At 69.3% G+C, this 12,675-nt stretch carries 12 protein-coding genes; 4 read left to right on the forward strand and 8 right to left on the reverse strand.

Annotated elements, in window-relative coordinates; translation table 11 throughout:
• Positions 1-44: 44 nt before the first annotated feature.
• Positions 45-1,568 carry an L-piperidine-6-carboxylate dehydrogenase gene (amaB, locus tag ACWEMY_RS03525; RefSeq protein ID WP_452388712.1) on the reverse strand — a complete coding sequence of 508 codons (1,524 nt, stop codon included), beginning with the start codon at positions 1,566-1,568 and terminating at the stop codon, positions 45-47.
• Positions 1,569-1,680: 112 nt separating this feature from the next.
• Here amaB and ACWEMY_RS03530 point away from each other — a divergent pair, with 112 nt between their 5' ends.
• Together ACWEMY_RS03530 and lat are read left to right on the forward strand one after the other, a co-directional pair.
• Positions 1,681-2,133 carry an Lrp/AsnC family transcriptional regulator gene (locus ACWEMY_RS03530; RefSeq protein ID WP_452388713.1) on the forward strand — a complete coding sequence of 151 codons (453 nt, stop codon included), beginning with the start codon at positions 1,681-1,683 and terminating at the stop codon, positions 2,131-2,133.
• A gap of 65 nt (positions 2,134-2,198) precedes the next feature.
• On the forward strand, positions 2,199-3,539 hold the full coding sequence (lat, locus tag ACWEMY_RS03535; protein WP_375934804.1) for an L-lysine 6-transaminase: 1,341 nt from the start codon (positions 2,199-2,201) through the stop codon (positions 3,537-3,539).
• Positions 3,540-3,542: 3 nt separating this feature from the next.
• Here the strand turns inward: lat and ACWEMY_RS03540 are convergent, their stop codons facing one another.
• From ACWEMY_RS03540 to ACWEMY_RS03555, 4 genes are all read right to left on the reverse strand, one after another.
• The gene (locus ACWEMY_RS03540; protein WP_375934807.1) at positions 3,543-3,884 is read right to left on the reverse strand and encodes a hypothetical protein; all 342 of its coding nucleotides are present in this window, start codon (positions 3,882-3,884) and stop codon (positions 3,543-3,545) included.
• A gap of 88 nt (positions 3,885-3,972) precedes the next feature.
• Positions 3,973-4,950 carry a patatin-like phospholipase family protein gene (locus tag ACWEMY_RS03545; protein ID WP_452388714.1) on the reverse strand — a complete coding sequence of 326 codons (978 nt, stop codon included), beginning with the start codon at positions 4,948-4,950 and terminating at the stop codon, positions 3,973-3,975.
• Between the two features lie 170 nt (positions 4,951-5,120).
• Positions 5,121-6,920 (reverse strand): acetyl/propionyl/methylcrotonyl-CoA carboxylase subunit alpha, encoded by a 1,800-nt coding sequence (locus ACWEMY_RS03550; RefSeq protein WP_452388715.1) that lies wholly within the window; start codon positions 6,918-6,920, stop codon positions 5,121-5,123.
• Between the two features lie 188 nt (positions 6,921-7,108).
• Positions 7,109-7,999 carry a sulfurtransferase gene (locus tag ACWEMY_RS03555; RefSeq protein ID WP_452388728.1) on the reverse strand — a complete coding sequence of 297 codons (891 nt, stop codon included), beginning with the start codon at positions 7,997-7,999 and terminating at the stop codon, positions 7,109-7,111.
• A 148-nt stretch (positions 8,000-8,147) separates the two neighbouring features.
• Here ACWEMY_RS03555 and ACWEMY_RS03560 point away from each other — a divergent pair, with 148 nt between their 5' ends.
• The gene (locus ACWEMY_RS03560; protein ID WP_452388716.1) at positions 8,148-8,924 is read left to right on the forward strand and encodes a helix-turn-helix transcriptional regulator; all 777 of its coding nucleotides are present in this window, start codon (positions 8,148-8,150) and stop codon (positions 8,922-8,924) included.
• Here the strand turns inward: ACWEMY_RS03560 and ACWEMY_RS03565 are convergent.
• From ACWEMY_RS03565 to ACWEMY_RS03575, 3 genes are all read right to left on the reverse strand, one after another.
• Positions 8,850-9,485 carry a Maf family protein gene (locus tag ACWEMY_RS03565; RefSeq protein ID WP_452388717.1) on the reverse strand — a complete coding sequence of 212 codons (636 nt, stop codon included), beginning with the start codon at positions 9,483-9,485 and terminating at the stop codon, positions 8,850-8,852. The two genes, ACWEMY_RS03560 and ACWEMY_RS03565, sit on opposite strands and share 75 nt — an antisense overlap.
• A gap of 5 nt (positions 9,486-9,490) precedes the next feature.
• Positions 9,491-9,820, reverse strand: a complete 330-nt coding sequence (locus ACWEMY_RS03570) for an acyl-CoA carboxylase epsilon subunit (protein ID WP_452388718.1) — start codon at positions 9,818-9,820, stop codon at positions 9,491-9,493.
• Positions 9,821-9,983: 163 nt separating this feature from the next.
• Positions 9,984-11,624, reverse strand: coding sequence for an acyl-CoA carboxylase subunit beta (locus ACWEMY_RS03575; RefSeq protein ID WP_452388719.1), 1,641 nt, complete (start codon positions 11,622-11,624; stop codon positions 9,984-9,986).
• A gap of 125 nt (positions 11,625-11,749) precedes the next feature.
• Here ACWEMY_RS03575 and ACWEMY_RS03580 point away from each other — a divergent pair, with 125 nt between their 5' ends.
• Positions 11,750-12,547 (forward strand): biotin--[acetyl-CoA-carboxylase] ligase, encoded by a 798-nt coding sequence (locus ACWEMY_RS03580; protein ID WP_452388720.1) that lies wholly within the window; start codon positions 11,750-11,752, stop codon positions 12,545-12,547.
• Positions 12,548-12,675 lie beyond the last annotated feature (128 nt).

A 12,675-nucleotide genomic window follows, 5' to 3' on the forward strand; every position in this document is an offset into this window, starting at 1 on the left:
CCACTGTACACGTGGTGGCGGGAATGGCGAAATCGGCTGGCTGATCAGCCGAAATGAATGCCCTGGGCCAGCGGCAGCTCGGTGGAGTAGTTGACGGTATTGGTGGCCCGGCGCATATAGGCCTTCCAGGAGTCGGACCCGGATTCGCGCCCGCCGCCGGTGTGCTTCTCACCGCCGAAGGCCCCGCCGATCTCCGCGCCGGAGGTGCCGATGTTGACATTGGCGATGCCGCAGTCGGATTCGGCCAGGAACAGCTCCGCCTCGCGCTGGTCGCGGGTGAAGATCGCCGACGACAGGCCCTGGGTCACATCGTTGTTGAGCGCGATGGCGGTGTCGATGTCGTCATAGGTGAGCACGTAGAGGATCGGCGCGAAGGTCTCCTCACGCACGAGCGCGGTCTGGGTGGGCATGCGTACCACGGCGGGCTGCACGTAATAGGCGTCGGGGCCGATGATCTCGACGCGTTCGCCACCGCACAGGTTCTCGCCACCGTCGGCTTCGGCGCGCGTGAGCGCCTCCTGCATCGCGGTGTAGGAGCGTTCGCTGATCAGTGGCCCGACGAGCACGCCGTCGTCGAGCGGATTGCCCACGGGCAGCTGGTTGTACGCGGCGACGAGCCGCTCGGCCAGCTCGTCGGCGATCGAGCGGTGCACGATCAACCGGCGCAGCGAGGTGCACCGCTGACCCGCCGTCCCCGCGGCCGCGAAGACGATGCCGCGCACCGCCAGATCCAGATCGGCACTGGGCGCGACGATCGCGGCGTTGTTGCCACCCAGCTCCAGCAGACAGCGGCCGAAGCGGGCCGCCACCCGCGGCGCCACCGCGGCACCCATCGGCACCGAGCCGGTGGCACTGAGCAGCGCCACGCGCGGATCGTCGACCAGCACCGCGCCCACCTGCGCGCCGCCCAGAACCAGTTGGTGCACTTCGGGATCGGCGCCCACCTCGACCGCCGCGCGACGCAGCAGCGTGTGGCAGGCCAGCGCGGTCAGCGGGGTGGTGTCCGACGGCTTCCACACCACGGTGTCCCCGCAGACCAGCGCGATGGCGGTGTTCCACGCCCAGACCGCCACCGGGAAGTTGAACGCCGAGATCACCCCGACCACGCCGAGCGGATGCCAGGTCTCCATGAGCCGGTGCCCGGGGCGCTCGGAAGGCATTGTCGCGCCGTAGAGCTGGCGCGACAGGCCGATCGCGAACTCGCAGACATCGATCATCTCCTGCACCTCGCCCAGTGCCTCGGCGCCGATCTTGCCCGCCTCGAGCGTCACCAGTTCGGCCAGCTCACGCTGGTGGGTGACGAGTAGCTCGGCGAGTCTGCGCACCAGCGCGGCCCGCACCGGTGCCGGGACCGTGCGCCAGCCCTGGAACGCCCCGGCGGCGCGGCCGATCGCGGTGTCGACGGTGGTGGGCGTGTCGGGGGTCAGCGAGAGCAGGACGCCACCGGAGATCGGGGTGCGGGCCTGCAGGGCACCGGGTTCGGGGACGCTCGCGCCGAGTCCGTGCAGCAGGGCCCTGGCCCGCAGCGCCAGCTGTTCGGAGAAGTGCTCGGTCACGGTGTCGATCATCTTGCTCACCTTCTGCTGGTTGGTACGACTCACGGAAAAGTTCGGCGAATTTCGGTGGGGAACAGAAAGAAGTTTTCCCCGCGCAACCCCCGCGCTGGGTTAGCCTTCGCTGATGGCGGATTCACCGGCTAGACCCCAGCTCGACGACATCGACCGACTATTGATCAGGGAACTGATGGCCGATGGTCGCGCCACGTTGTCGAATCTGGCGGAGAAGGCCAGCCTCTCGGTCTCGGCGGTGCAGTCGCGGGTGCGCAGACTCGAAGCGCGCGGGGTGATCCGCGGATACGCGGCCCATGTCGATCCCGAGGCGCTCGGGCACCTGTTGTCGGCGTTCGTCGCGATCACTCCTCTCGACCCCTCCCAGCCCGATGACGCGCCCGCATTGTTGCAGCACATTCCCGGCATCGAGGCGTGCCACTCGGTGGCGGGCGAGGAGAGTTACGTCCTGCTGGTGCGGGTGGCCTCGCCGCGGCATCTCGAGCAGTTGCTCGCCGAGATCAGGGCCACCGCCAATGTGCGCACGCGCAGCACCATCATTCTGCAGACATTCTATGACAGGTAACGATTCTTCGTAATTGTTCCGCCATTGCGTAGAGGTTCCGTAAATATTTGCGTATCCTCGGCAGTGTGACCATCGAACTGGAGCGCCCCGGCGCGGCGGTCACCCCCGCCAACCGGGTCAGTGAAATCCTGTCCTCGCACATCCTCGCGGACGGCTTCGATCTTGTGCTCGACCTGCACAAGTCGCATGGCCGCACGCTCATCGACGAACGCGACGGCACCGCCTATCTGGACATGTTCGGCTTCTTCGCCTCCAATGCCCTGGGGATGAACCATCCCGCGCTGGCCGGCGACGAGCGTTTCCGCGCCGAGCTGGCCACGGCCGCCATGAACAAACCCAGCAACTCCGACATCTACACCGTCGCGATGGCCCGCTTCGTGGAGACTTTCGCCCGCGTCGTCGGCGATCCCCGGCTGCCACATCTGTTCTTCGTCGACGGCGGTGCGCTGGCGGTGGAGAACGCGCTGAAGGTGGCCTTCGACTGGAAGTCGCGGCACAACGAACTGCACGGTCGCGCACCTGAACTCGGTACCAAGGTGCTGCACCTGACCGGCGCCTTCCACGGCCGCAGCGGCTACACGATGTCGCTCACCAACACCGATCCGGTCAAGACCGCGCGCTTCCCGAAGTTCGACTGGCCGCGCATCGACACCCCGCACACCTTCGCCGGACCCGATATCGCGGCGCTCGAGGCCGCATCGCTGGCCCAGGCCGAGCGGGCCTTCGCCGCGCATCCGCACGACATCGCCTGCTTCATCGCCGAACCGATCCAGGGCGAGGGTGGCGACCGGCATCTGCGCCCGCAGTTCCTCGGCGCGATGCAGCGGCTGTGTCACGCCAACGACGCGCTGTTCGTCCTCGACGAGGTGCAGACCGGGGTCGGGATGACCGGCACGACCTGGGCCTACCAGCAGCTCGGGGTGGAACCCGACGTGGTCGCGTTCGGGAAGAAGACCCAGGTCTGCGGGATCATGGCCGGTGGGCGCGTGGACGAGATCGTCGACAATGTCTTCCGGGTGAGCTCGCGGCTCAACTCCACCTGGGGTGGCAATCTCACCGACATGGTGCGCACGCGACGCATTCTCGAAGTGCTGGAACAGTACCGGGTGATCCAGCGGGTCGGCCCGCTCGGCGCGTTCCTGCTCGACCAGCTGGGCCAGCTCGCCGCCGCGCATCCGGACAAGGTGAGCGAGGTGCGCGGCCGCGGGCTGATGTGCGCGATCACGCTGGCCGACCACGACCTGCGGGAGCGGGTGGTGACGGCGATGCGGGAACGTCAGCATGTGCTGCTGCTCGGTTCCGGTGATCGCGGAATCCGGTTCCGGCCGCCGCTGACGGTCACCGAGGAGGAGCTGGAGCGCGCGGTGGACGCGCTGGACGCGGTGCTGCTGCGGGAGAAGGGGTAGACCTCAGCTGGTGGGTGTGAGTCCCAGGGCGCCCGCGACGAAGCGGTGGACCGAGGTGAGTCCGGCCGCGAGGGCCTCGTCCTCGCCCGGCCGGGCCCAGCCGGTGACGGTCGCGGTGTCGTCGGGGCCGGGAGTCACGCCGATCTCGGCGACCAGTTCGGCGGTCGTCGGCACGCACACCGCCCAGGAGAAGTGCGTCTCGTCGGCCCACTGCGCCGAGCGGGTCGTCACGTAGTCCGGATCGGTGATGCCGCCGTCGGCCAGGGCGGGCCGGTCGTCGATGCGCTCGTCGGCCCGCAGGGCGCGCAGATACCAGGCGCCCGCGTTGATCTCGATCGGTTCCACGCCCAGCAGCCTAGAGGGCCGAGCTCCGCGCGACGACGCCCGTCCCCGTCCCGGAGGCGGATCACCCTGCTCTGGCGGCGGTGACTTCTCAGGCGTCCAGAGCCGGGGTCGGGTCGATGGTGGTGCCGAGGAGGGTGTGGACGGCGGTGCGGCCGAGGTCGAGGGCGCGGGCCAGGAGGTCGGTGTCGCGGGCGGCGCTGTCGACGGGTGGGGCGGCGGCGGGCGGGTGGATCTGGAGGACGCGGTCGCCGAGGTCGGCCAGGAAGCGGTCCTCGACGGCCTGCTGGCCGGGGCGCTGCGACCAGGCCCGGTAGGCGCCGGGCGCGACGGCGCGCATGTAGCCGCCGCCGACCACGCGGTGCAGCAGGGGTGCGGGTGGGCGGAGTTCGTCGGTGCGGCGGGTGCGCAGGACCAGGGCGTGGGTGGCGCCCGCGCGGACCGCCGTGCGGATCGGGACGGTTTCGGTGAGGCCGCCGTCGAAGTAGCTGCTGTCGCCGAGGGGGACGGGTGGACCGGCGAGCAGGGGCAGGCCCGCGGAGGCCCGTAGCGCGGTCAGCAGGGTGGTTTTGTCGACGATGTGGGGTGCGAGGTCCACCGACTGCCCGGTCCGGATATCCGTCGCGATCGGGTGCAGGGTGGTGGGGTTGGCCAGGATCGCCGGGAAGTCCATCGGCTCGATGCCGTCGTAGACCCGGTGCACGAGGTAGTGCAGATCGAAGACCGGCCGTCCGCGCAGCACCCGCACGGGGTCGACCACCCGGCGCATGATCGCCGGATCGGTCCACGACCGCATCCCCGTCGCCGCGCGCCCGCACAGCAGCCAGGCACCGTTGATCGCACCCGCCGAGGTGCCGTAGACCGCGTCGAAGATCCCCGCGAGCCCGAGTTCCTCGAGCGCCTGCACCATGCCGCTGGAGTACACCCCGCGACTGCCGCCACCCTCGATCACCAGGGCGAGCCGATGGCCGTCCGCGCGCAGACCCGACGCGCGCCGCGCCTGGATCACCTCGGCGACGGTGGCCGGGGGCGTCGATGAATCCTGATCGTTCGAGACAGCGCTGGACACTCGTTCACGATAGGCCCGAACCGGGTGGACGCGCTGGCGGGGCGGTGGTCTTCAACCGCCGTTCATCCGCGCGACCCCAGCGCAACGCCGGGTAGCGGGACCGATCCCGGCGTGGCCGGAAACAGCGAAGGGCGCCGGTCGGAAACCGGCGCCCTTCGCGTGACCACGTTCTACTTGATCTCCGCCAGGACGGTGCCCTGGGTGATCGCGGCACCCGCCTCGACGGACAGCCCGGTGACCACACCGGCCTTGTGCGCGTTGACCGGGTTCTCCATCTTCATGGCCTCGAGCACCACGATCAGATCGCCCGCCTCGACGGACTGACCCTCTTCGACGGCGACCTTGACCACGGTGCCCTGCATGGGCGCGGTGACCGCGTCACCGGAGGCCGCGCCGCCGCCCGCGCCGCCGCGCTTGCGCGCCTTCGGCTTCTTGCGGACGACACCGTTACCGGCCGAACCGGCGGCGCCACCACCGAGGGTGAACTGACCGGGCAGCGACACCTCGACGCGACGGCCACCGACCTCGACGACGACCTTCTGCCGGGGCAGATCCTCGTCGTCCTCGGCGGGCGCGCCACCGGGGGTGAACGGCTCGACGGTGTTCTTCCACTCGTTCTCGATCCACTTGGTGTAGACCTCGAAGGTTTCACCGTTGCCGACGAAGGCCGGATCCTCGACGATCGCGCGGTGGAACGGGATGACCGTGGCCAGACCGTCGACCTGGAACTCAGCCAGCGCGCGGCGGGCCCGCTGCAGTGCCTGCATGCGGTTCTCGCCGGTGACGATCAGCTTGGCCAGCATGGAGTCGAACTGACCGCCGATGACGCTGCCCGCGACCACGCCGGAGTCGACACGCACGCCGGGGCCGGTGGGCTCGGAGTAGACGGTGACCGGGCCGGGGGCGGGCAGGAAGCCGCGACCGGCGTCCTCACCGTTGATCCGGAACTCGAAGGAGTGACCGCGCGGAGTGGGGTCTTCCTTGATCGAGAGCTCTTCGCCGTTGGCGATGGCGAACTGCTGACGCACCAGGTCGATGCCCGCGGTCTCCTCGGTGACCGGGTGCTCCACCTGCAGACGGGTGTTCACCTCGAGGAACGACACGGTCTCGCCCTGCACCAGGTACTCCACGGTGCCCGCGCCGTAGTAGCCGGCCTCGCGGCAGATGCGCTTGGCGGAGTCGTGGATCTTGGCGCGCACGTCGTCGGACAGGAACGGCGCGGGCGCCTCCTCGACGAGCTTCTGGAAGCGGCGCTGCAGCGAGCAGTCGCGGGTACCGGCGACGACGACATTGCCGTGCTGGTCGGCGATGACCTGGGCCTCGACGTGGCGGGCCTTGTCCAGGTACTGCTCGACGAAGCACTCGCCGCGGCCGAAGGCGGCGATGGCCTCACGGGTGGCCGACTCGAACAGCTCGGGGATCTCCTCGATGGTGTGCGCGACCTTCATGCCGCGGCCACCGCCACCGAACGCCGCCTTGATGGCGACCGGAACGCCGTATTCCTGTGCGAACGCGACGACCTCGTCGGCGTTCTTGACCGGGTCCTTGGTACCGGCGGCCATCGGCGCCTTGGCGCGCTCGGCGATGTGGCGCGCGGTGACCTTGTCGCCGAGGTCGCGGATGGACTGCGGCGAGGGGCCGATCCAGATGAGCCCGGCGTCGAGGACGGCCTGGGCGAAGTCGGCGTTCTCGGAGAGGAAGCCGTAACCCGGGTGGATCGCGTCGGCGCCGGACTTGGCCGCGGCGTCGAGGATCTTGTCGAACACGAGGTACGACTCGGCCGAGGTCTGACCGCCGAGGGCGAACGCCTCGTCGGCGAGCTTCACGAAGGGAGCGTCGGCATCGGGCTCGGCGTAGACCGCGACACTGGTGATTCCCGCGTCTTTGGCAGCCCGGATCACGCGGACCGCGATCTCGCCGCGGTTAGCTACGAGTACCTTCGTGATCCGTGCGCTGGCATGGCTGGGCACTGAGCCTCCTGTGTGCATTCTTTGGTCGCTTCGGGGGACGGGTCGCCGTACAGGCCCCGTGCCCGGGATCGACAACTTTCGTCTCGGGCGAGTGTAGGCAGTGTGCCAACCCAGCTCGAACTCGGCTAGCCCTACCGTCGAGTAGGTCGCAGGTCACACTACGCGCCGGGCTGTGATGTGAACATGTTTCAAATCATCTGGTTCGCCACGCCCGGCTCGGCGCCCTGGGTCACGGGTAGTCCGACCGAGTTGCCCCACTCGATCCACGACCCGTCGTAATTGCGCACTGACCTGCGGCCGAGCAGGAAGGTCAGGACGAACCAGGTGTGGCTGGACCGCTCGCCGACCCGGCTGTAGACCACCAGATCCGCCGCGGCCAGCTCCCCGTAGACCTCGTCGAGCTCGGCGCGCGAGCGGAATCTTCCGTCCGAAGTCGCGGCCGATGTCCAGGGGATGTTGACCGCGGTCGGCACGTGACCGCCGCGCAGCGTCGCGTACTCCTGCTTCAGCGGCTTGTCCTCGAGCTCGCCGGAGTACTCCTGGACCGAGCGCACGTCCACCAGCGGGGCGCCGAGCCGGTCGAGCACCTCCTGGCGGAAGGCGCGCGCGGTGCTGTCGTCGCGTTCGACCTCGGGATAGTCGCCCGCGACCAGGTGGGGCAGGTCGAACGTGGTGTCGCGTTCCTCGGAGATCCACGCGTCGCGGCCGCCGTCGAGCAGGCGCACGTCCTCGTGCCCGAACAGGGTGAAGATCCAGGCGGTGTGCGCGGCCTGGGCGTTGCCGCGGTCGCCGTAGATCACCACGGTGTCGTCGCGGGCGATGCCCTTGGCGCGCATCAGCGCCGTGAAACGCGGTCCGTCGATGTAATCGCGGGTCACGGGGTCGCTGAGATCGCCACGCCAGTCGATCTTGACCGCGCCGGGGACATGCCCGATGTCATAGAGCAGGATGTCATCGTTGGACTCGATGATCTTCAAACCCGGCACGCCGATGTTTGCGGACAGCCATTCTGTGGTTACCAATCGATGCGGGGCTGCGTAGGAACCGAAGGCGGGGTGCGGATCCGGGGCGACGGGCACGGTGTGGTCCTTCACGCGAGTTGGGTGGGTGCGGCTGTAGCTGGGTCGCAGCCGATGGTAAGTGTGTGGTGGCGCATCACGAATCGACACAATGGACGAATAAAGCGCACTTGCGTCCGATAAAGTCTCTGGAGAGGAGGGGTGAGCTATGTCCGATTCTTGGCCGCGGCGGCGACTGCTCGCGATCCTACGTGGCGCCACCGAGCCCCTCGACGCCCAGGAACTGGCCAGGATCACCGGACAGCACGTCACCACCGTGCGCTTCCACCTCGACGTCCTCACCCGCGAATCGCTGGTGCGCCAGTTCCAGCAGCCGCCCCGCGGTCGCGGCCGTCCGCGCATCGGCTATCGCGCGGTCCAGCGATCGGTGGGATACCAGGAACTGGCCCAGGTGCTGGCCGACCATCTCGGCCCCGATCCGATCACCCGCTCGGCGGCCGCCGTCGAGGCGGGCCGCGCCTGGGGCGCGCGGATGGACATCGGCGCCCAGCCGGTGGAATCGCTGGCCGACGCGCGCGACATCACCATGTCGCTGATGTCGGAACTGGGCTTCGCGCCGGAGAAGGACCCGGTCGGGGAGACCGCCGAACACGTGGGAATCACCCTCACCGCCTGCCCGCTGCGCGAACTGGCCCGCTCGCACTCCGAGGTGGTGTGCGGCGTGCATCTGGGACTCATGCGCGAAGTGCTCGAGCGCAACGGCGCCCGCGGCCGGATCGGGGTGCAGCTGCACCCGTTCACCGAGCCGGAACTGTGCACGGCCCGGCTGGAACTCACCTACGGCGAGGAAGTGGCCGCGCAGCCCGCCGGGGCCGCGCAACCGGCTGGGGAAGAACGGATGATCGCGCCCTCAGGCCCGCGCGTCCCGCCACAGCTGTGTGACACCGACGCCGACGTCTTCGAGCAGCCTGCGCAGCAGCGGTAGGCCGATCCCGATCACGCTGGAGGGATCGCCGTCGATGCGGTCGACGAACCAGCCGCCCAGCCCGTCGAGGGTGAACGCGCCGGCGACCTGCAATGGTTCGCCGGTGGCGATGTAGGCGTCGAGCTCGTCGGGGCCCGGCTCGGCGAAATGCACGGTGGTACCGCTGCACTCGGCCGCCTCGGCGACGATCTCGCCCGCGCGCAGGCGTAGCACGCAGTGCCCGGTGAGCAGGTCGGCACTGCGTCCGGCCATGCCCTTCCAGCGCGCCCGCGCCACCTCGGGGGTGTGCGGTTTGCCCTGGAGCTGCCCGTCGACGAGCAGCATGGAATCACAGCCGACGACCACGCAGTCCTCGGCGAGTTCGGGAATCGTGGCGGCGACGTCGAGCGCCTTGGCACGGGCCAGGGCGACGACGATGCCCTCCGGTGACGTACCGGCGGGCAGCGCCGCGGCGACGGCGTCCTCGTCCACCCCGGAGACCCGCACGACGGGATCGATGCCCGCCGTGCGCAGTACTCCGAGCCGGGCGGGGGACGCCGACGCCAGAACCAGTCGGGTCACCCGCGTCAGCGCAGGTGCGACAGCATCGGATACGCGTACGGCGAGAACGGGGAGGTACCCCGGTGCATCAGCGTCGCGGTGCCCCAGCTGTCGCGCGGGCCGTCCTGGCCACCCGCGGGCGCCGAGGCGGCGGCCGCGGCGAGCACCGCCACGAGCGCGGCGATGTCCTGGTCGGTGGGGGCGCCCTTGAGGATGCGGAACATCGGCTCGCCGACGGCGTCCGCGGGAACCTCGGCCACCGCGCTCACAGACAGTTCGACCTCTTCGACGAGCGGTTCGACGGCGAGCTCCAGCTCGGCGGCGGTCAACACGTCCTCTTCTGCCACAGTTGTCACAGTGCCAGATCCTTCCTGCCTCGTCCGGGAGATCTGCCCCGGGACGAAGCGTGATGCTTCGATGTCACAGCGCGGTAACCGCGATCATTCCCGGTAGGCGCGCGCCGATCAATAGTTGCGTCCTGGCAACCAGTGTGCGCGGCCTATCCGGGATATCGCGTTTTCAGAGCGGAATGTTGCCGTGTTTCTTCGGCGGCAGGCTCACCATCTTGCGTTCGAGCAGTCGCAGCGCCGACACGATCTGGCCCCGGGTGTGCGAGGGCGGGATGACCGCGTCGACGTATCCGCGCTCGGCGGCGACGTACGGGTTCACGAGGGTGTCCTCGTACTCGTTCTGCAGCTCGAGGCGCAGAGCGTCGACATCGGCGCCGTTGGCGGCGGCTTCCTTGAGCTGCTTGCGGTAGACGAAACCGACGGCTCCGGACGCACCCATGACGGCGATCTGCGCGGTGGGCCACGCGAGGTTCACATCGGCACCCATGTGCTTGGAACCCATCACGTCGTAGGCCCCGCCGTACGCCTTGCGGGTGATGATGGTGATCTTGCCCACAGTGGCCTCACCGTAGGCGTAGAGCAGCTTCGCGCCGCGGCGGATGATGCCGTTGTATTCCTGGCCGGTGCCGGGCAGGAAGCCGGGCACGTCCACCAGGGTGATGATCGGGACGTTGAAGGCGTCGCAGGTGCGCACGAAGCGCGCGGCCTTCTCCGAGGCGTCGATGTCGAGGCAGCCGGCGAACTGGGTCGGCTGGTTGGCCACGATGCCGACGCTGCGGCCGTCGACGCGACCGAAACCGCAGATGATGTTCATCGCGCGCTCGGCCTGCACCTCGAGGAACTCGTCGTCGTCGAGCAGACGGCGGATGACCTCGTGCATGTCGTAGGGCTGGTTGGGCGAGTCCGGGATGATCGTGTCGAGCTCGAGGTCCTCGTCGGTGAGGGATTCCTCGATCGCGCCGGTGATCGGGTCGCTGGGCTCGTGCCGCGGCGCCTCGGCGCGGTTGTTGCTGGGCAGGTAGCCGAGCAGGTCCTTGACGTAGTCGAGGGCGTCCTGCTCGCCGGAGGCCACGTAGTGGGCCACACCGGACTTGGTCATGTGGGTGTGCGCGCCACCCAGGTCCTCCATGGTGACCTCTTCACCGGTGACGGTCTTGATCACGTCGGGACCGGTGACGAACATCTGCGAGGTCTGGTCGACCATCACCACGAAGTCGGTGAGCGCGGGGGAGTACACGTGGCCACCGGCGGCGGGGCCCATGATCAGCGAGATCTGCGGGATCACGCCGGAGGCCTGCACATTGCGGTGGAAGATCTCGCCGTAGAGGCCCAGGGAGACGACACCCTCCTGGATGCGCGCGCCCGCGCCCTCGTTGATGCCGACCAGCGGACGGCCCGTCTTGAGCGCCAGGTCCATGACCTTGACGATCTTCTCGCCGTAGACCTCGCCGAGGGAGCCACCGAACACGGTGACGTCCTGGGAGAAGATGCAGACGTCACGGCCGTCGATGGTGCCGTAACCGGTCACCACGCCGTCACCGAGCGGGCGGTTGTTCTCCAGGCCGAAATTCACGCTGCGATGCTTGGCGAGGGCGTCGAGTTCGACGAAGGAGCCTTCGTCGAGCAGGGCCAGGATGCGTTCGCGGGCGGTCATCTTGCCCTTGGCATGCACCTTGTCGACCGCGGCCTCACCCATCGGGTGTTGCGCTTCTTCCAGCCGATTCCGCAGGTCAGCCAGCTTCCCGGCGGTGGTGTGGATATCGGGGGCGCCCGCCGATTCCGAGGCGGGCTGCTGCTGGACACTCGTCATGGGTTGCGAGTGTAGCCACCGACACGTCCGCGCACTACGGCAGTCTCGGCTACCGGTCAGTAGAGAAAACCGCAGCTAGCGGCGGTGGTGATCGTTCACGGCCGGGGCCTAGTAGCGTGCCGGGAATGAACAGGGCACCGATCGATACCCCGCGTCTGCGCAGCTCCGTCGCCGCGACGGCACCGTCGTTCTACGACCGCGTCGACGTGGTGGACTCGACCGGATCCACCAATGCCGATCTGGTCCTGCGCGCCGTCGATCGTTCCATCGACCGTCAGGCGCTGCTGGCCGAGGAGCAGGTGAGCGGACGGGGCAGGCACCTGCGCGAATGGGTGAGCCCGCCGCGCGCGCAGCTGTCGATGTCGATCCTGGTCCGGCTGCCCGGTGTGGTGCCCGCGATCCTGGGCTGGCTGCCACTGCTGGCCGGCGTGGCGGTGGTCGACGCGCTGCGCTCGGCGACCGGGCTGGAGCCCGAGCTGAAATGGCCCAACGACGTGCTGCTGGACGGGCGCAAGCTGGCCGGCATCCTGGCCGAGCTCGTCGCGGCCGGTGACACCCCCGGCGTGGTGACCGGGATCGGCCTCAATGTCGATCTCACCGAAGACGAACTGCCCGTCCCGCACGCCACCTCGCTGCGCCTGGCCGGGCTGCCCGAGGCCGACCGCACCGCGCTGGCCGCGGCGATCCTCACCGAGTTCGCCCGCCGGGTCACCGCCTGGCAGGACGCCGGCTGGGACACCACCGACCTCGCCGACGCCTATCGCACCCGCTGCACCACCATCGGCCTCGACGTGCGCGCGGAACTGCCCGGCGGTGACGTGGTCACCGGCACGGCCACCGGCGTCGACGACAGCGGCAGGCTGATCATCGGCGAGCGGGCCGTCTCGGCGGGCGACGTGAGCCACCTGCGCGGTCAGTATTGACGGCGGCCGGCGCCGCGGGTTCGCGGCCCCTGGGCTGAGCAGGGCGATGTGCGGCCACGATGCGTTCCTTCCTGTACCTGTGGGGTGTCCCGAGGTGACGGGCCCGCATCGTTGAAAGCCACGCGCTG

Source organism: Nocardia sp. NPDC004415 (assembly GCF_053602435.1).